The sequence below is a fragment of the Sphingomonas sp. T1 genome (assembly GCF_902506585.1).
In the GTDB taxonomy this organism is placed as follows: Bacteria; Pseudomonadota; Alphaproteobacteria; order Sphingomonadales; family Sphingomonadaceae; genus Sphingomonas; species Sphingomonas aerolata.
The window spans coordinates 197,768-215,976 of the sequence record NZ_LR733875.1; the positions used below are offsets into that span (position 1 = coordinate 197,768).

The following is an 18,209-nucleotide window of genomic DNA, read 5'->3' on the forward strand; positions in this document are numbered from 1 at the left end:
GTCGCGTATTGCCGTTCGTCTGGTCTTTGACCGCGGTCAATGTTCTCACCGGCCGCGCCACTTACGCCCCGACCAAACCGGCATGTTCGCCGGGGGGGAGACCGTTCCATGGACCTCGGGGTCATCGACCTGTCGCGGCTGCAGTTTGCGCTCACCGCGCTCTATCATTTTCTCTTCGTGCCGCTGACGCTGGGCCTGTCGATGATGCTCGTCATCATGGAATCGGTCTATGTCATGACGAACCGGCCGATCTGGCGCGTGATCACACGCTTCTGGGGGCGGATCTTCGCGATCAACTTCGTGCTGGGGGTGGCTACGGGGCTGACGATGGAATTCCAGTTCGGCACGAACTGGTCGTATTTCTCGCATTATGTCGGGGACATATTCGGCGCGCCGCTCGCGATCGAGGGGCTGATGGCGTTCTTCCTCGAAGCGACGTTCGTCGGCATCATGTTCTTCGGCTGGAGGCGACTGTCGAAGCTCGGGCATCTGCTCGTCACGGCCATGGTGGCGCTCGGCACCAACCTGTCCGCGCTGTGGATCCTGATCGCGAACGGCTGGATGCAGAATCCGGTCGGTGCAAAGTTCAATCCGGAAACGATGCGGATGGAGGTCACCGATTTCGGCGCCGTCCTGTTCAACCCGATCGCGCAGGCCAAGTTCGTCCATACGGTCAGCGCGGGTTATGTCTGCGCGGCGGTGGTCGTGCTGGGCATCAGCGCCTTCTGGTTGCTCACCGACCGCTACAAGGGCGTGGCGCAGTGATCGATGACGGTGGCGGCAGCCTTTGGCCTGGCCGCGTCGCTGTCGGTCGTCGTGCTGGGTGACGAGAGCGGCTATGCCCTGACCGACAACCAGAAGATGAAGCTCGCCGCGATCGAGGCGGCGTGGCACACGGCACCGGCGCCGGCCGGTCTGACGCTGTTCGGCGTACCCGACGTCGCCGCCCGGGAAACCCGGTACGAGGTTCAGATCCCCTGGGTCCTCGGGCTGATCGCGACGCGCAGCCTCGACGGCACCGTCACCGGCATGTCCGAACTGGTGCTCAAGGCGCAGGAGCGGATCACGTCGGGCGTGGTCGCCTATGACGCGGTCGAACGGCTCAAGACCGACCCTGCCAATGTCGTACAACGAGCACGGTTCGAGGCGCACAAGCGTGACCTCGGTTACGCCCTGTTGCTCAAGCGGCATGTCGCGGATCCGCGCACTGCCAGCCCCGCGCTGATCGCCACGACGGCGTGGGACGTGGTGCCGAACGTGCCGCTGATGTTCTGGAGCTTCCGGATCATGGCCGCGATCGGGGTCCTGATGATCGCGTTGTTCGGGGCGGCGTTCGTTCTGACGTCGCTCCGCCTGCACACGCAGACGCGGTGGTTCCTCAAACTCGCGGTGCTCGCGATCCCCTTGCCCTGGATTGCGATCGAGCTGGGCTGGATGCTCGCCGAGATCGGCCGCCAGCCTTGGGCGATCGAAGGTGTGCTGCCGACCTTCCTCGCCGCATCCTCGTTGACGCGCGGTGTGCTGTGGACGACGATCATCGGTTTCACTGCAATCTACGGGACGCTCGCGGTCATCGAGGTCCGTCTGATCCTCGCGACGATCCGCAAGGGGCCGTTCGAGCATGACGAGGATGCCTATCCGGTTCCCGATGCCGGACCTGCAGGGCGCGGCGCCGCGCGTCCCGTTGCTGCCGATCCGATCCCCGCCTGACCCCTTTTCGCCTGATCCGAAAGGCACGATCCGATGTTCGACTATGAGACGCTGCGCATATTGTGGTGGGGGCTGATGGGGGTGTTGCTCATCGCCTTCGCGCTGACCGATGGGTTCGACCTCGGCGTCGCCACGCTCCTGCCGTTCGTCGCGCGCACCGATTCCGAGCGCCGGATGGTGATCAACTCGGTCGGTCCGACCTGGGAGGGGAACCAGGTCTGGTTCATCCTGGGTGGCGGCGCGATCTTTGCCGCCTGGCCATTCGTTTATGCGGTCAGCTTTTCCGGTTTCTACCTCGCGATGTTCCTTGTGCTCGCGGCGCTGATCCTGCGACCGGTCGGGTTCAAATACCGGTCGAAGCGGCCGGATCCGCGGTGGCGGTCCGGATGGGACTGGGCGCTGTTCGTCGGGGGCGTCGTGCCCGCGCTCGTCTTCGGGGTCGCGGTCGGCAATGTCCTGTCGGGGGCGCCGTTCCGGCTGGACAGCGATCTGCGGGCGTTTTTCGACGGCAGCTTTTTCGGGCTGTTCACGCCCTTCACGCTGATCTGCGGCCTGTTGTCGGTCGCGATGCTGGTCCTGCACGGCAGTGCGTGGCTGGCGATCAAGGTCGAGCATGGCCCGGTCCATGACCGCGCGACGCGGTTCGGGATGCTGGCCGGTATGCTGTCGCTGGTCCTCTTCGCGGCCGGCTGGGCGTTCGTCGCCTGGACCAATATCGGGTTCCGCATCGTCGGGACCATCGATCCGGCGGGGCCGTCCAATCCGCTGCGCACGACGAGCGAAATTGCCGCGGGCGCGTGGCTGGCGAACTATGCACTCTATCCGTGGATGGTGATCGCGCCGCTGCTGGGATTCGGCGGCGCGGTGGTCGCGCTGATTGGCATACGCCGACGGATCGAGAGTGCGGCATTTGCGGGATCCTCGGCATCGGCGGTGGGGATCATCGCGACCGTCGGGCTGTCGATGTTTCCCTACATCCTGCCGTCCAGCATCGATGCGCATTCGAGCCTGACGGTCTGGAATGCGTCATCGTCCGAAAAGACACTCGGGATCATGCTGTTCGTCACCGTCGTCTTCCTGCCGATCGTCCTCGCCTACACCGCATGGGCCTTCAAGCTGATGTGGGGCCGCGTCACCGCGCACGAGGTCGCGACCAATCCCGATTTCTACTGATCACTCCGTGCGGCAAGGACGATAGATAATGTGGTATTTCAGTTGGGTATTGGGCCTCGGCCTTGCGCTGGGCTTCGGAGTGCTGAACGGCATGTGGCATGAGTTTTCCCTGCCGGCCGATGACGAGATCGACGTATCGGACATGCCGTAGACAGTGACGGGCAACATATCCTGCCCGGCCCGTCCGGCGATATTGACCAGTCGGCGCCGAATTGATGCGGTCAATTCGGCGACCGGGCGCTATATCTGCCGTCATGCTTGCTGCAACCATCTGCGTCGACTGTGCAGTTCGCGATCAGTCGCTGTGCGGCAGCCTGACCAATAGCGAACTGCATGCGCTCAATACCCTGGGTCGGCGGCGGATCGTGCGGCGTGGTGAGACGCTGATCTGGGCGGGCGAGGACAATATCCTGTGCGCCAACCTCCTGTCGGGCGTGCTCAAGCTCGTCGCATCGAGCGGTGACGGTCGCGAGCAGATCGTCGGGCTCCTATACCCCGCCGACTTTGTCGGGCAGCCCTATCCCGGGCAGGCCGATTTCAGCGTGTCGGCGCTGACCGACGCGGAAGTGTGCATCTTTCCCCGGGCGTCGTTCGAGCGCGTCCTGACCGATCATGCGCGGATGGAGCGACTGCTGCTGCAGCGCACGCTTGCCGCGCTCGACGAAGCGCGGTCGCGTATGCTGACGCTCGCGCGCAAGTCGGCGAGCGAGAAGGTTGCGGGGTTTCTCGTCGATATGGCGACCCGTGCCGCGGCGACCGGTTGCAGGGGAACGCCCAGCGGGCCGGTCACGTTCGACCTCCCGCTTTCGCGGGGGCAGATCGCCGACATATTGGGGCTGACGATCGAAACCGTCAGCCGGCAGATGACGCAGCTGAAGACCCGCGGCGTCATCGGCTTGCCCGGCGGACGAGCCATCACCATTGTCGACCGCGACGCTCTCGCGGCGCGCGCCGATCCGGCTTAGCGACTCGGGAGCGACAGCTGGCTGCGCTCAGGGTGAAGTGCTACGCGCCAGGCTGTCGGTCAGCCGCATCCTGGCGGCGCGCGTGAGGCGGGCATGCCCCAGGGTCAGGATCGCGAGCTCGGTGAAGTCGGTGGCACGCCGGCAGCCGTCGAAGAAACCTCGCAACATATAGCCGAGCATGTCGGGCGCAAACCGGTCGGCTTCGATCGAGCGCGGATCAAGCGCGACGATGAGATCCTGCGCATAGACGGCGTCGGTCACGCGGTGCGCGGCGACATGATCGAGCAGCACGCCGATCAGCGGCTGTGACGGGGTTCGTCGGAACAGCGTGTCGAGCGTCGGCTCGAGGCCATCGTCGCGCCGTTCGGTCACCAAGGCCAGTCGCGCACAGATCCAGTCCGCATCGCGCGCCGAGGGTCTGACGGGCAAACAGTCTGCGCAATGTTCGAGAATGCTGCACAGGCTTCGCAGATCGGCATGCGCGGACAACAGGTCCGCAAGATCGTCGTCGCGGATGACATGCCAGTGACGACACGCTGGAACCGGGGACGACTCGCCGTCGCGCGATGCCCGATCGACGCGCTGCGCCTCGCCGTCCTGCTTCGTGCCGTGCCCGTCCGTCATGCCGGCTCCTCCGGTCATCGCTCTGCCCGTCATGGCGAACCGTGGCATTGATCGTCGTCAAAGGGGCAGGGTGCCAGTTTGAGGCGACCGCGGCGCCAGGGCGCGGACTGATATTTGGTGACGTTTACCGATGCTTAGGCGCGCCGGCCTATCTTTGGACGGGTCGCCGCGTCGTTCCGAAGTCGCGGGATGGACGCATTTTCACAGCTGACCATAATGGTGGAACTGGCCATCATTATGGGTCAATATATTTGCCAATAAGCTAGGTAATAATACAGTATTGGCATATATTTGCCGGATAGCATGGAGACTTCAACGCAAGACGATTCCGTTTCGACAATGAGCCAGCCGGGCCGTACTGTGGCCGGGTTGTGCATCGCGGCTGTCTTTGCGTGTGCGACGGTCCCGATGATCGGGTGGATGCTGCGGATTCCCGTGCTGACGACGTTCGGTTTGGTCGAGCCAATGCCGCCGTTCGGCTGCATTGCCTTTGCCTGCATGGCGGCGGCGACCCTGATATTGTCACGCGGACATTCCAGTCGCCGGGCCATGCCGCTGCTCGCCGTGCCGATCGCCATTGGTCTTGAGCGCCTGTTCGTCCAACTGGTCCTGCCGGCCGGGAGCCATGGAATCGATGGGTGGCTGTTTGCGGACGATGTCCGGACAGCCTTTGATCGCGCGATGACGGGGCCGGGCATTGTCGCCGATCTCATACTCGTCGCATTGCCCGTCGCGATCGGCGCAGCCGCGGCAAATACCCGCTCCTATGGACGGCTGGCGGCGGCACTCGCAGGCGGCAGTTTGGTGACTGCAAGCACAGCCTTATTGTTGATCCCGATGCTCCCGGCCCTGCATGCGACCGGGTGGCATCTGTCGTCGACGTCCCTGCCATCCGCGATCGGCGCGATGCTGCTGGCCCTGGCGGTACTTGCCTGGCGAAGTGATATTCTGGACGAGCCCGGTGCCTGGTCGCCCGAATGGCACATGTTGCGACTTGTTCTGCCGCTGCTGCTGGTCGTACCGGTGCTAGCGCCGCTCGTGGAAATGGCGAGCATCGAGCTTGCCGGGGTGTCTGCGGTCTGGGGCGAACTGCTGACCGTCACGCTGAATTTCGTGGTGGTCAGCGCGCTCGTCACCTGGACGGTGCGGAGCGGAGCGCGGCATCGCGCCGCGTTGTCCGAGCTGACCGAGGCATTGAACGCCGCACCGATGGCGCTGGTCGATACCGATGACCGGATCATCCACTGGTCGCGCGGGTGCGAGGAATTATACGGGTGGCGTGCGCACGAGGCGCTCGGCAGGCAGAAGCATGTACTGCTCGCGTCGTGCACCGCCGACGGCAGCTTGGCGACGGGCTGCCCGCATGCCGATGGCGAGCGTGAACTGATCGAGCGCAGACGCGACGGCAGCGCGGTGCACGTGATCGAGCAGGCGCGCAGGGTCGAGAAGCTGGCCCGTGCGCCGGCCCTCGTCCTGTCGATGACCGATATCAGCACCCGGCTCGAGATCGAGGCCGCGCTGCGCAAGAGCGAGGAGCGTCTCGCGCTCGCCAGCAGTGCGCACGAGATCGGGGTCTTCGAATGGGAAATCGCAACGGGGGCGCTGACCTGGACCGCAGGGTCCGAGCAGCGTCTGGGGCTGCCCGCGGGAAGCCTGCACGATTATCCGAGCTGGGCGGCGTTGATCGACCCGGACGACCTGGCGGAGGTCGAGCGCACGATCGCCGAAACCGTCGGCATGCGCGCACCGCGCATCAGTTTCACCTATCGATTGAGACTGCCCAACGGCACGCAGCGTTTCCTCGAAGGCTCTGCGCGCTGCTTCTACGATCAGGCAGGCGCGATGGTCCGGACCACGGGGATCACGCTGGACATAACGCGGCACGAGGAGCGCGAGGCGGCGCTTCGGGTGCGCGAGGCACAGCTGCGGTCGATCCTCGAAACCGTGCCCGACGCGATGATCGTCATCGACGAGGCCGGCGCCATCCGCTCCTTCAGCGCCGCCGCCGAACTCATCTTCGGCTATAGCGCCGCCGAGGCGATCGGATTGAACGTGCAGACCCTGATCCCGGGCGAGCGTGAGGCGTGGCAGCAGGGGTATTTACGGCGTTATCCGGCCTCGGGCGATCGGCGTGGCGTTGGTCATGGCCGGCTCACCACCGCGCGGCGCGCGGACGGGAGCAGCTTCCCGGTAGAGCTGCATGTCGGCGAAGCGCTGGTCGACGGCGAACGCGTGCTGACGGGGTTCGTCCGTGACATTTCGGAACGGATCGCCGCGGAAGAGCGGCTGAGCCTCGTCCGGCGGGAATTGATGCAGGTCATCCGGTTGAACGCGGTCGGCGAAATGGCTGCGGCGCTCGCGCATGAACTCAACCAGCCGCTCGCTGCGATCGCGAACTTCGTCACGACCGCCGAATTGCTCCTCGACAGCGGCGCCGGCATGGATGGCGACCGGCTCAAGGCCACGTTGATATCAGCGAACACGCAGGCCCTGCGGGCAGGAGACATCATCCACCGGCTTCGCGAGTTCATCGCCAAGCGCGAGTCCGAGATGCGGATCGAGCCCGTGGAGGCGACACTGCGTGAGGCCGTCACGTTGCTGACGTCCGGTGGACAGCATGCCGATATCGAGCTGAGCTTCGCGCTGTCCCCCGACGCCGACTTCATGCTCGCGGATCGGATCCAGGTGCAGCAGGTGGTCGTCAACCTGCTCCGCAACGCGTTCGAAGCATTGGCGACATCGCCCGACGGCGCGCGCGGCGTCCTCATCGAGGCGCGGTTGAACAAAGCGGCGCTCGTCGAGATCAGCATCTGCGACAATGGTCCCGGCTTGCCCGATGCGATCCTGTCGCGGATGTTCACGCCCTTCACGTCATCGAAGGGGGAGGGGGGCATGGGCTTCGGCCTGTCGATCTGCCGCCGGATCGTCGAAGCGCATGGCGGGGAGCTGGTCGGCTTCAATGCCCCGGGCGGTGGCGCCTGCTTTCGCTTCACCGTGCCGCATGTCTGTTTGGAATAAGCCGTGAAAGGATGTCTGGATGCGTACCGTCTATGTCGTCGACGATGACGACGCCGTCCGTGCATCGGTGCAGGGGCTGCTGTCGACCCGTCCGAACCTGCTGATCCGCGGCTTTCGCTCCGGGGATGCGTTTCTGGACGAGCTCAGCAGCCTCGACCCGGGTATCGTGCTGCTCGACCATCACATGCCCGGAACCACCGGGCTCGAGGTGTTGCGAAAGCTTGTGCCGTTCGCACCGCATTTCGCGCCGATCATCCTGACCGGGCAGGGCGACGTGCAGCTCGCCGTCGAGGCGATGAAGGCGGGCGCGCTCGAGTTTCTGGAGAAGCCGTGCGATCCGCACATCCTGCTGCGCACGGTCGACGAAGGTTTTGCGCGGCTCGAAACTGAAACCGCGGCCGCGGACCGGACCCAGGCGGCGCGTCAGCGGATCGCGCGGCTCTCGATGCGCGAGACCGACGTACTGATGGGACTGATCGACGGCCAGCCGAACAAGGTGATCGCGCATGCGCTGAGCCTGAGCCCGCGGACCGTCGAGATTTACCGCGCCAATCTGATGGACAAGCTCGGCGTGCGGAGCCTGTCCGAGGCGCTTCGGATTGCCTTTGCCGCCGGCCTCGTGACGGTCGACTGACGATCGTTCGGTCCAAGGGGGTGTCGTTTGTGGCGTGTGCCGGTTAGGAAGGACCCGACGCCAAGCGGGAGTATCTTTTGGAAGCTGTATCGATCGTTCTGTTCCTCCTGCTCGCGGTCGTCCTGAGCGGGTCCATTTCGCGAATGCTCCCCGTGCCGGTGCCGACGCCTCTGGTGCAGATCATGCTCGGTGCGGTCATCGGTTTGTCGACGTCGTACCGGGTCGCGCTCGATCCCGAACTCTTCCTGCTGCTGTTCCTGCCACCGTTGTTGTTCCTCGATGGCTGGCGGATCCCCAAAGACGAGCTGCTCAAGGACATTTCGACCGTGGTCGAACTGGCGCTGGGGCTGGTGCTGATCACGGTGATCGGCATGGGGCTGTTCATCCACTGGATGATCCCGGCGATGCCGCTTGCCGTCGCGTTCGCGCTGGCCGCAGTCGTCTCGCCAACCGACCCGATCGCGGTCTCGGCGATCGCCGCACGCGTGCCGATCCCGAAGCGGATGATGCACATCCTTGAAGGGGAATCGCTGCTGAACGATGCGTCGGGCCTCGTCTGCCTGCGCTTCGCGATCGCCGCGGCGCTGACCGGATCCTTCTCGCCGTCCTCCGCCGCCTTCAACTTCGTCTGGGTTGCCGGCGCAGGCATCGTGGTGGGCGTCGGCCTGACGCTCGCGGTCACGCGCGCCAAAGCATGGGTATCGCGGCGGTTCGGCGAGGAATCGGGTTCGCAGATCCTCGTCAGTCTGCTGATTCCGTTCGGTTCCTATCTGCTCGCCGAACATCTTCACGCGTCGGGGATCCTCGCGGCCGTCGCGGCGGGCGTGACGATGACCTATGCCGAGATATCGCGTCAGGCGCTGCCCAATACGCGGATGCGGCGCAACTCGGTGTGGGACACGATCCAGTTCGCGCTCAACGGCATCATCTTCGTGCTGCTCGGCGAACAGCTGCCGGCGATCCTTGCGGGTGCCAGGACGACGGTCAAGATGACGGGGCATGACAGCACCGGCTGGCTTGCCGCTTATGTCCTCGCGATCGTCGCCGGACTCGCCGCCCTGCGGTTCGTCTGGGTCTGGGTGTCGTTGCGGCTGACGCTGCTGCGCCGACGCTATCGTGACGGGGTGACGGTCCACAGCCCGGACTGGCGGCTGGTCGCGGCGATGTCGCTGGCGGGGGTCCGCGGGGCGATCACCCTTGCAGGCGTCCTGACGATCCCGCTCGTGCTCGATGACGGCACCGCGTTTCCGGCGCGCGACCTCGCCATATTCCTCGCCGCAGGAGTGATCATCGTGTCGCTGGTGCTGGCGAGCGTCGGCTTGCCGATCCTCCTCAACGGCCTGACGATGCCGCCCGAGCCGTCGCTGCTCGCGGAAGAGGACGCGGCGCGGGTCGCGGCGGCGGAAGCGGCGATCCGCGCGGTCGAGCGGTCGCAGCATGAGCTGGCCGAACGGATGGGCGACGGCGATTTCTATGCGGCGGCGGGCGGCCGGGTGATGGACATCTATCGCGACCGGATCGACAGCCGCAGCGGTTCCGCCAAGGCGTCCGCGGCCGCGCGGGTGCAGGACCGGATCGAGCGGGACTTCAAGCTCGTCGCGCTCCAGGCGGAACGCAGCACGATCGTCGATCTCGCGCGCGATCGCCGGATCGGCAGTGCGACGATCCGCAAGCTGGTCCGTGAACTTGATCTTGTCGAAGCCCGGTATCGCAGCTGACGGTTTGCGAGCGCCTCAGACGGGGGCTCCCGGCTTGGTCAGCGTGGAAAGCCATGCGACCACGTCATCGGGTCGTGTCACGGGGATCATGTGGCCGCCCGCGACCAGCGTGAGCGCTGCGCCGGGATAGGCGTCGGCGAGACCCTGGCCGTGCGCCAACGGATCGAGCACCGCGTCGTCGCGTCCGAACAGGATCGCGGTCGGAACGGACAGTGAGGGATAGCGCGCGACCATGGCCGGCAGATCGGCATTTGCCGCGGCGAGATCTGCCGCTGCTCCTGCAAAGGCCGATGGGCGACCGATCAGCGCGCCGCCGCCGCGCGTGGCGAAATCGTCGGGTACCGGATCGGGTGCGAAGACCATTCGAGCGCCGCTGGGCCGCGCGAGCAAGGCAGCGGGCGTGGCGACCGTCCATGCCAGCGCGCTGCGCATCGCGCGCGTAGCGATGGCACTTGCCACGAAGACCTGCGGCACGGTGGCGAGTGGCTGGGTCAGGGGTGCGATCAGCGCGAGCCCGCCGACCTGCTGCGGATAATCGAGCGCGAGCGCAAGCGCGATCGCGCCGCCCAGCGAGTGGCCGACGACGAGCGGTCGGTCGAGCCCCATCGCGGTGATGAACGCCGCGATGTGCACGGCTTGTGCACGGATATTGGCCTGCGCGATTGGCGCCGAATAGCCCGAGCCGGGGTGGTCGATCAGGATCACCCGGTGATCCGCACTCAGTCGGTCGAGCAACGCATAGCCGAAGTTGCGTATCTGCCCGCCAAGCCCGTGAATCATCACGATCGCCGGGCCCGTACCGCGTTCGAGATAATGCACGCGTCGCCCGTCGATATCGATGAACCTGCCGTCGGCCGGTACCCGGCGTTCCACGCGGTTCGCCGCGAGCCTGGCGAACAGCGCAAGACCGGCCACCACACTGAGCGCGAGACCGGCTGCACGCGCGGCCGGATGGCGAAGCGGCGTGGGGGCCGCATGGTCGCTCTCATTCATATGCGTCATCCGCCGACACATAGATTGCGCCGACATGTCACGCCAAGCCTCCGCGAGGCCGGTATGCAACCCGCTTGCGAAGCGGCAGGCGCAGACGGCATGACACGGGTATTGTAACCGGGCCGGGCGGGTACGCCGGATGGGAGATGGTGATGACCGACATGATGGCGATCCTGGCGGCGCAGCGCGCGGCATCGATGGCGGCGATGCCCGAGCTGCTGTCGGTCCGCAAGGACCGGCTGAAAAGGGCTGCGGCGATGATCCGCGAGTCCGCCACGCGGTTCTGCGACGCGCTGTCGGAGGATTTCGGGCACCGGAGCCGCGAGCAATCGATGATCACCGACATCGCCGGATCGATCGCGCCGATCACGCATGCGATCAAGCATCTCGACCGTTGGGCCAAGCCGGAGCGGCGTGCGGTGCAGTTCCCGCTCGGGCTGCTCGGCGCGAAGGCCTGGGTCGAATATCAGCCCAAGGGCGTGGTCGGGGTGATCGCGCCGTGGAACTTCCCGGTCAACCTCGTCATGGCGCCGCTTGCCGGCATCTTCGCGGCCGGCAACCGGGCGATCGTCAAGACCAGCGAATATACCCCGGTCACGGGTGCGCTGTTCGAGGAGCTCGTCGGGCGGTATTTCGCGGCGGACGAGCTCGCCTTTGTCGGGGGCGGGCCGGAGGTCGGCAAGGCGTTTGCCAGCCTGCCTTTCGACCATCTGCTCTTCACCGGCGCGACAGGGATCGGGCGCCATATCCTCCACGCGGCCGCCGACAATCTTGTCCCCGTGACGCTGGAGCTGGGGGGCAAGTCGCCGGTGGTGATCGGTGCGGGGACGGATATCGCGCGCGCGACCGAGCGGGTGGCGCTCGGCAAGATGCTGAATGCCGGCCAGATCTGTCTTGCGCCCGATTACATGCTGGTCCGCGACGCCGACGAGCCTGCCGTAGTGGCCGGACTGACCGCGGCGGCGAGCGCGATGTATCCGACATTGCTCGACAACCCGGACTATACGTCGCTGGTCAGCGACCGTCACATGGCGCGGTTGAACGACTGGCTCGACGATGCCCGAACCAAGGGCGCGCGGGTCGAGATCGTCAATCCGGCGGGCGAGGACCTCAGCGGTGCGAACACGCGCAAGATGCCGCTCCACATCGTCCGCGACGCGACCGATGACATGATCGTGATGCAGGAGGAGATCTTCGGCCCGGTCCTGCCGATCCGTCGTTATGACGATATCGACGACGCGATCGGCCAGATCAACCGGCGCGACCGGCCGCTTGCCCTTTATCACTTCGGCAGCGATGCGGGCGAGCGTCGCCGGTTGCTCGATCGAACCGTGTCGGGCGGCGTCAGCCTCGACGACGTGATCCTCCATGTCTCGATGGAGGATCTGCCGTTCGGCGGCATCGGCCCGTCGGGCATGGGCGCCTATCACGGCGCAGACGGGTTCCGTACGTTCAGCCATGCCCGCGCGGTCTTCCGGCAGGCGCGGTTCGACGTCGCCAAACTGGCTGGCCTGAAGCCCCCCTATGGTGCAACCGCGCGCAAGGCCGCCGCGCGGCTGATCGGATGAACCGCGCGTCCAACCGGTCCGCCGCGGCCAGCGGCGGTCAGAAGTCCTTGCGCAGCAGCAGCCCGGCGTAGCGCTGGTCGTCACGCGGGACGAACCGGACCGTCCCTGCGAACGTCCCTGCGGTGAGGAACGACGAATAGGAGGTGTTCGTCAGGTTCTTCACATAGGCGCGCAACTGCCAGCCCGACTGGTCGCTGAGCAGGGCGACGCTCGCATTCCAGATCGCATAGGCGGGCTGCACGGTGCTCGGCGTCTGCGCCAGCGCATATTGCACCTTGCTGCTGAACGTCACGTCGCTCTGCAGTTCGAGTGCTAGGCTGTCGCTGAGCCCGAAGCGGTACGCCGCATTCTCATAGAGCTTGATCTTGGGTGCATAGGGAAGCGGCTGGCCGTCGATGTTGCAGCTCGTCGGCGCGCCGGGCGGGCAGAGGAAATTGCGCACCGTGGCGTCGGTATAGGCGGCCGAGATGTCGAGCGTCAGGCCCTTGGTTGGGCGCAGCGTCACGTCCACCTCCGCGCCGCGCGAGCGCACCGAGCCCGCGTTGATCAGGCGGCTGACCTGCGCGCCGGCGACGACGTCGTTGAAGCTTGCCTGATACCCGTCGAAGTTCGTCGTGAACGCGGCCAGGCTGTAGCTCAGTGCACGGTTTGCGGTGCTGCCCTTCAACCCGAATTCGTAGGAGTTCGACGTCTCCGGGCTCAGCGGGACTTCGTCGAGCGGCGTCGTGGCGTTGAGCGACCGCATGTTGAAATACACGTTATACGCCGGCCCCTTATAGCCGCGCGAATAGGTGAAATAGGTCTGCGCATGATCGCCGATGTCATATTGGAGACCCAGCCGGTAGCTGTCGCCACGCCGATCGAGCCCGTCGCTGGCATTGTGATAGGCGCGCACGCCGGGGCGATCGAGCGCCGCTGCCCCGGTATTGAGCGGATCCGCGCTCGACGTGCGGACATGATAGAAGTCCAGGCTGTCCCAGGTCGAACGATAGCCCGCAATACCGCGGAAGCGCGGGGTGAAATTGACGTTGGCCTCGCCGAATAGCGCGAAATTGTCGTTGGTGATGCCGTAGTTCGCGACGCCCGTCGTCGTGCTGCGTGCACCACCAGCGGCGAGCGACGTCAGCGTCCGCTGATAGGTCTCGTCGGTGGTGGCGTGGAGATAATAGGCGCCGAGCACGTAATCGATCAGCCCGCCCTTGGGCGATGTGAGCCGCAGCTCCTCCGAGAACTGCTTGGTGTTCACCCGCCCCGTGTCCTGGCCGGACGGGAAGGCGGTCGATAGCGCGGCGACGCTGTCATAATCCTGACGCTGCGTGTTCAACCACTGCCGCCAGCCGGTGATCGAGGTGAGGTGATAGTCGCCGAGCGTCAGGTCACCCGTGAACGAGCCGCCGTAATTTTCGTCGCGCACGTCGGTGATCGTATCGTTGTTCGTGCGGCGGTTACTGGCGTTCGCACCGATGCCACTTGCCGTAAGCGCGGCAGCCAGGTCGGGCGAATTGGTGACGGTGCCGGTGGGGTAGGCGGTCCGGCTGGTGCTGGCATAGACGCTGGTCGGGGTGGTATCGCGCGAATTGAGATAGTCGCCGATAATCGTGAACTTGAGCGCGTCCGACGGCGTGATCACCAGCTTGCCGCGCGCACCGTAGCGTCGATAGCCGTTGACGTCGTCGTTGCGCGTGACGTTGCGGACATTGCCCTTGAAGTCGTCGTAAAGGCCGCCGATCAGCGCCTGGACCTTGCCGGGCACGATCGCGCCCGAGATGCCGGCCTTGATCCGGTATTCCTCGTCCGACGTGACGCCCGCTTCGCCGAACATCCGGAACTCGTCGGTCGGATTGCGCGTGACGATGTTGACGACGCCCGCCGACGCGTTCTTGCCGAACAACGTGCCCTGTGGACCACGCAGCACCTCGATCCGCTCGACCTCGCCCAGGTCGAGCGTCGACTGGCCGGGGCGGGTGAGGACAACGCCGTCGAGCACGGTCGACACCGACGGCTCGACGCCCGGCGAAGTGGTGATCGTGCCGACGCCGCGAATGAAGATCGTTCGGTCCTTGTTCGACGCACCGCTGCGAAAGCCGACCGCGGGGATCGTCGCGGCGATGTTCTCGACGGTGTTCAACTGGCGTTCGGCGAGCGACTGCCCGCTGACGGCGGTGATCGCAATCGGTACGGACTGCAGGCTTTCGTTGCGAAAGCGCGCGGTGACGACGACGTCTTCGCCGGTGTCGGCGGCAGGCGTCGCCGCCTTGGGCGGCGCGACTGCCGGCGCCGCGGCCGTGTCCTGAGCGAATGCCGGCGCGGCCAGGGTCGCAAGCGCGGTGCCGGCCAGCAGCGCCACATGGCGTGGATCGATCATGATATCCCTCCCGAAGATGATGTCGTCTTTTAAATCCCATTCAGCCGATGGGTATATAGATCTGGATGCAGCCGCATCGTATCAGCTTTAGTGCCCCTCGACCGGGCGCAACCGCGGCAGCAGCAGCTGGATCCAGCCGACCGCGAGCAGATAGGAGACGCTGGCGAACAGAAACAGCGGCAGGTAGCCGAGCCCGGCGGTCAGTACGAGGCCGGCGACCTTGGCGATCACCATACCACCGACATTGCCGCTGAACGAGCCGAACGCGGTGACCCGGCCAAGCTTGTCCTGCGGGACGACGTCGGCGATCAGCGCGAACAGGTTGGTCGAGAACGCCTGGTGCGCGGCGAGCGTCAGCGCCATCAGCGCGATCGTGACGGGATAACTGCCAACGTAAAGCACGAGCGGCACGGGCAGGACGCAGAGCGCGGCAACCAGCAATATGCCCTTGCGGACGGCGTTGACGCTGTAGCCGAGGCTCAGCAACCGGGTCGCCACGCCGCCCCCGAGCAGCGAGCCAACCGCCGCGCCGCCATAGGCGATGGCCAGCGGCACGCCGAGCGCGACTCCGCTCAGCCCAAATTGGCGGTGGAAAAAGTCGGGCAACCAGAAGAGCATCAGCCACCAGGTCGCGTCGGACAAGATCTTGGCGACCGCGATCGCCCAGGTCTGGCGATTGCGCAGGATCGGGCCATAGTCGCCGACCGGTGCCGCGGCATCTACGGCGCCCACGGGCTGCGAGGTGAAGCGCAGGCGACGGGTCGCGATCAGCCAGACCGCTGCCCAGACGAGCCCGAGCGCGCCTGCGACGACGAACGTCCCCCGCCAGCCGACGAGCAGCGCGACGCCCGGAATAGCCAGCGGCGCCAGGATCGCACCGATGCTGTTGGCCGCATTGGTCGCGCCGAACCCGCTCGATCGCCAGTTCTTGGGCAGCACCGACGCGATCGTCTTGATCCCGGTCGGCGTACCCATCGCCTCGGTCGCGCCCAGGCTGACGCGGATCATCACGAACTCGGTCATCGATCGCGCCCAGCCATGCGCCATCGCGGCGATGCTCCACGCCGCGACACCGATCGGGTTCGCCCATTTCACCCCGAGCTTGTCGACGATCCAGCCGGTGAACAGGAACGCGAACGCCGCGCCGCCCTGGAACCAGGCGGCGAGCGTCCCGTAATCATCGTCGCTCCAGCCGAGATCGGCGGCGATCGTCGGCTTCAGCACGGCGATGATCTGGCGATCGACGAGGTTGAGGATGCCGGCGGTGACGACCAGCGCGAACAGCAATGTGCGGCCACGGGCGCTGAGTTGCGCGACGGTCTTGATGGGCAAAGTCATAGCGGGCCAGCATGGACGAGAGCACGATGGATGCGAGCCAGTTTCTCTTGTCCGCGTCGGTTATTTGATTTCAGTCGGTCTCAGCGGCCGGCCCTGCGTCCTAGACGACCAAGGGACCATGCTCGATCCGCGGCAGCACGTGGCGTGCGAACAGGTCGGCCTCGGCGGCGTGCGGATAGCCCGACAGGATGAACGCATCGATTCCTTCGGCCCGGTAGGCGTTGAGCTTGGCGAGCACCTGGTCCGGATCGCCGACGATCGCGGCCCCGCATCCCGACCGTGCGCGGCCGATCCCGGTCCACAGATTGGCTTCGGCATAGCCATCGTCGGATCCCTCGCGCAGTTCGGCCTGGCGACGGACGCCGGCGGACTGCGAATCGAGCGAACGCGCGCGGATCGCCTGGCCTTCGGCATCGTCGAGTTTCGACAGCAGACGATCGGCCGCGGCGCGGGCTTCCGCCTCGGTCTCGCGGACGACGACATGGACGCGGTAGCCGAAGCGCAACGTGCGGCCGTGGCGTGCGGCGCGGGCGCGCAGGTCGGCGATGATCGCACGGACGCCGTCCATCGTGTCGGGCCACATCAGATAGACGTCGGCATTGGTCGCCGCGGCCTCCCGCGCGGCCTCGGACAGGCCACCGAAATAGAACGCGGGACAGCGCCCGGACACGGTGGTGGTCCGCGGAGGGTCGAGCTTCAGCTTCCAGAAGTTGCCGTCATGGTCGAGCGGCTTGCCGTCGAGCAGCGTGCGCAGGATGTGCATCGCCTCGACGGTGCGGGCGTAGCGTGGCGCGCTCGCGAGCGTTTCGCCGGGCAGGTCGCTGGAAATGATGTTGATCGCCAGCCGACCGCCGAGCATCTGGTCGATCGTCGCGATCTGGCGGGCGAGCTGCGGTGGCCAGCTTTCGCCAATCCGTACCGCCATCAGCAGTCGCAATCGCCTGAGCCTCGGTGCGATGCCCGCGGCGAACGCGGTCGTGTCGATGCCGAGCGTATAACCCGAGGGCAGCAGGATATTGTCGTATCCCGCCGTCTCGGCCTGCATCACGATGTCGCGACAATGCTCCCAGCTCGATTTCAGCGCAGGGTCGGGGACGCCGAGAAACTCGTAATCATCGTCGCACAGCGCCGAAAACCAGCTGATCTCGCAGGGCGGGAGGCTTGCCGACGGATCGATCATGGCAGCGATACGCCCATGCCGGCCTGCAGCACCGCATACCATTCGCTGCGGGTCCATTCGACCCTGTACGCATCGGCCGAGGCTGCGATCCGCGCGGGGGTCTGCGAGCCGACAATCGGGATGATCCGCGCCGGATGTGCCATGATCCACGCCAGGGTCGCGGTCGCGGCGTCGACGCCGTAGCGCGCGCCATGCTCGGCAAGCAGCGTTGCCGCCGGGTGATCGCCCTGCGCCAGCCGACCGCCGCCAAGCGGCGACCATGCCATCACCGCGACGTCGTGCGCCATCGCCTGATCGAGCGTGCCATCGAACAGGGGCGCGGTCTGGATCGGCGAAAACTCGGGCTGGGTGCTGACGATCGGCAGGCCGAAAAACGCCTGCAACGCGGCGAATTCGTGGACGCTGTAGTTCGAGACGCCGATGCTGCGCACCTTGCCCGCGTCGATCATGCGCGTCAGCGCCGCGGCGACCTCCTGCGGATGGGTCATAAAATCGCGGCGGTGGATCTGGTACAGGTCGACCTGCTCGATCGCCATGCGCGTCAGCGACGCATCGAGGGCGTCGGCCAGATACTCTGCACTGGAATTATACGGAATGCCGGGACGGATGCCCGCCTTGGTCGCGATCACCATCTTCGCGCGCAGGCTCCGGTCCTCGGCCAGCGCGCGACCGAACAGCGCCTCCGCCGAGCCGAAACCCGCCGGGACGTCGCAGCCATAGATGTCGGCGGTGTCGAAGAAGTTGATCCCCGCACCCAGCGCCGCGTCGATCATCGCGCGGACAGGCGCGGTTTCTCCGGCCAGCCGCCACATGCCCCAGGCTATCGGCGAAACAAGGATTTCGCTCTTGCCGAGCGGGCGAAGGTCGTTGGAAAGGCGGATCGTCGTCATGCCGACGGCTCATGGCATAGGGATAGACAGCTT

At 66.0% G+C, this 18,209-nt stretch carries 14 protein-coding genes and 1 pseudogene; 8 read left to right on the forward strand and 7 right to left on the reverse strand.

Annotated elements, in window-relative coordinates:
* Positions 1 to 108 precede the first annotated feature (108 nt).
* The 4 genes and pseudogenes from GV027_RS00870 (at position 109) to GV027_RS00885 (ending at position 3,848) form a co-directional block, all read left to right on the forward strand.
* Positions 109 to 1,710: pseudogene (locus GV027_RS00870) on the forward strand (cytochrome ubiquinol oxidase subunit I).
* A 33-nt stretch (positions 1,711 to 1,743) separates the two neighbouring features.
* On the forward strand, positions 1,744 to 2,883 hold the full coding sequence (gene cydB / locus GV027_RS00875; RefSeq protein WP_159510652.1) for a cytochrome d ubiquinol oxidase subunit II: 1,140 nt from the start codon (positions 1,744 to 1,746) through the stop codon (positions 2,881 to 2,883).
* A 28-nt stretch (positions 2,884 to 2,911) separates the two neighbouring features.
* Complete coding sequence (cydX, locus tag GV027_RS00880; RefSeq protein WP_082451351.1) at positions 2,912 to 3,034, forward strand: cytochrome bd-I oxidase subunit CydX; 123 nt, start codon at positions 2,912 to 2,914, stop codon at positions 3,032 to 3,034.
* Between the two features lie 103 nt (positions 3,035 to 3,137).
* The gene (locus GV027_RS00885) at positions 3,138 to 3,848 is read left to right on the forward strand and encodes a Crp/Fnr family transcriptional regulator (RefSeq protein ID WP_037529129.1); all 711 of its coding nucleotides are present in this window, start codon (positions 3,138 to 3,140) and stop codon (positions 3,846 to 3,848) included.
* 27 nt (positions 3,849 to 3,875) lie between these two features.
* Here the strand turns inward: GV027_RS00885 and GV027_RS00890 are convergent, their stop codons facing one another.
* Both GV027_RS00890 and GV027_RS00895 read right to left on the reverse strand, forming a co-directional pair.
* A complete protein-coding gene (locus GV027_RS00890; RefSeq protein WP_159510653.1) occupies positions 3,876 to 4,472 on the reverse strand; it encodes a hypothetical protein in 597 nt (198 codons plus the stop codon).
* Positions 4,473 to 4,714: 242 nt separating this feature from the next.
* The gene (locus GV027_RS00895; RefSeq protein ID WP_159510654.1) at positions 4,715 to 5,050 is read right to left on the reverse strand and encodes a hypothetical protein; all 336 of its coding nucleotides are present in this window, start codon (positions 5,048 to 5,050) and stop codon (positions 4,715 to 4,717) included.
* Here GV027_RS00895 and GV027_RS00900 point away from each other — a divergent pair.
* From GV027_RS00900 to GV027_RS00910, 3 genes are all read left to right on the forward strand, one after another.
* Complete coding sequence (locus GV027_RS00900; RefSeq protein WP_159510655.1) at positions 5,022 to 7,490, forward strand: PAS domain S-box protein; 2,469 nt, start codon at positions 5,022 to 5,024, stop codon at positions 7,488 to 7,490. The two genes, GV027_RS00895 and GV027_RS00900, sit on opposite strands and share 29 nt — an antisense overlap.
* 19 nt (positions 7,491 to 7,509) lie before the next feature.
* A complete protein-coding gene (locus GV027_RS00905; protein WP_031394397.1) occupies positions 7,510 to 8,124 on the forward strand; it encodes a response regulator transcription factor in 615 nt (204 codons plus the stop codon).
* A 77-nt stretch (positions 8,125 to 8,201) separates the two neighbouring features.
* Complete coding sequence (locus tag GV027_RS00910; protein WP_031394396.1) at positions 8,202 to 9,842, forward strand: Na+/H+ antiporter; 1,641 nt, start codon at positions 8,202 to 8,204, stop codon at positions 9,840 to 9,842.
* Between the two features lie 15 nt (positions 9,843 to 9,857).
* On the opposite strand, the gene GV027_RS00915 is transcribed toward GV027_RS00910, so the two are convergent.
* On the reverse strand, positions 9,858 to 10,835 hold the full coding sequence (locus GV027_RS00915) for an alpha/beta fold hydrolase (RefSeq protein ID WP_159512662.1): 978 nt from the start codon (positions 10,833 to 10,835) through the stop codon (positions 9,858 to 9,860).
* 161 nt (positions 10,836 to 10,996) lie between these two features.
* On the opposite strand from GV027_RS00915, the gene GV027_RS00920 reads away from it, so the two are divergent.
* Positions 10,997 to 12,403 carry a coniferyl aldehyde dehydrogenase gene (locus tag GV027_RS00920; protein ID WP_443029547.1) on the forward strand — a complete coding sequence of 469 codons (1,407 nt, stop codon included), beginning with the start codon at positions 10,997 to 10,999 and terminating at the stop codon, positions 12,401 to 12,403.
* A gap of 37 nt (positions 12,404 to 12,440) precedes the next feature.
* Here the strand turns inward: GV027_RS00920 and GV027_RS00925 are convergent, their stop codons facing one another.
* The 4 genes from GV027_RS00925 to GV027_RS00940 all read right to left on the reverse strand — a co-directional run bounded on the left by GV027_RS00925 (position 12,441) and on the right by GV027_RS00940 (position 18,176).
* On the reverse strand, positions 12,441 to 14,768 hold the full coding sequence (locus GV027_RS00925) for a TonB-dependent receptor (RefSeq protein ID WP_159510657.1): 2,328 nt from the start codon (positions 14,766 to 14,768) through the stop codon (positions 12,441 to 12,443).
* An 87-nt stretch (positions 14,769 to 14,855) separates the two neighbouring features.
* On the reverse strand, positions 14,856 to 16,106 hold the full coding sequence (locus GV027_RS00930) for an MFS transporter (RefSeq protein ID WP_107932992.1): 1,251 nt from the start codon (positions 16,104 to 16,106) through the stop codon (positions 14,856 to 14,858).
* 100 nt (positions 16,107 to 16,206) lie between these two features.
* The gene (locus GV027_RS00935; protein WP_159510658.1) at positions 16,207 to 17,286 is read right to left on the reverse strand and encodes an LLM class flavin-dependent oxidoreductase; all 1,080 of its coding nucleotides are present in this window, start codon (positions 17,284 to 17,286) and stop codon (positions 16,207 to 16,209) included.
* Positions 17,283 to 18,176: an aldo/keto reductase gene (locus GV027_RS00940; protein ID WP_159510659.1), complete on the reverse strand. Its 894-nt coding sequence runs from the start codon at positions 18,174 to 18,176 to the stop codon at positions 17,283 to 17,285. The genes GV027_RS00935 and GV027_RS00940 overlap by 4 nt, the downstream gene beginning before the upstream one ends.
* Positions 18,177 to 18,209: the final 33 nt, after the last annotated feature.

Coding starts and splice junctions, on each gene's coding strand:
- cydB (WP_159510652.1), top strand. CDS start 1,744: ATGTTCGACTATGAGACGCTGCGCATATTGTGGTGGGGGCTGATGGGG.
- cydX (WP_082451351.1), top strand. CDS start 2,912: ATGTGGTATTTCAGTTGGGTATTGGGCCTCGGCCTTGCGCTGGGCTTC.
- GV027_RS00885 (WP_037529129.1), top strand. CDS start 3,138: ATGCTTGCTGCAACCATCTGCGTCGACTGTGCAGTTCGCGATCAGTCG.
- GV027_RS00890 (WP_159510653.1), bottom strand. CDS start 4,472: ATGACGGACGGGCACGGCACGAAGCAGGACGGCGAGGCGCAGCGCGTC.
- GV027_RS00900 (WP_159510655.1), top strand. CDS start 5,022: ATGCCGCTGCTCGCCGTGCCGATCGCCATTGGTCTTGAGCGCCTGTTC.
- GV027_RS00895 (WP_159510654.1), bottom strand. CDS start 5,050: ATGGCGATCGGCACGGCGAGCAGCGGCATGGCCCGGCGACTGGAATGT.
- GV027_RS00905 (WP_031394397.1), top strand. CDS start 7,510: ATGCGTACCGTCTATGTCGTCGACGATGACGACGCCGTCCGTGCATCG.
- GV027_RS00915 (WP_159512662.1), bottom strand. CDS start 10,835: ATGAATGAGAGCGACCATGCGGCCCCCACGCCGCTTCGCCATCCGGCC.
- GV027_RS00920 (WP_443029547.1), top strand. CDS start 10,997: ATGATGGCGATCCTGGCGGCGCAGCGCGCGGCATCGATGGCGGCGATG.
- GV027_RS00925 (WP_159510657.1), bottom strand. CDS start 14,768: ATGATCGATCCACGCCATGTGGCGCTGCTGGCCGGCACCGCGCTTGCG.
- GV027_RS00930 (WP_107932992.1), bottom strand. CDS start 16,106: ATGACTTTGCCCATCAAGACCGTCGCGCAACTCAGCGCCCGTGGCCGC.
- GV027_RS00935 (WP_159510658.1), bottom strand. CDS start 17,286: ATGATCGATCCGTCGGCAAGCCTCCCGCCCTGCGAGATCAGCTGGTTT.
- GV027_RS00940 (WP_159510659.1), bottom strand. CDS start 18,176: ATGACGACGATCCGCCTTTCCAACGACCTTCGCCCGCTCGGCAAGAGC.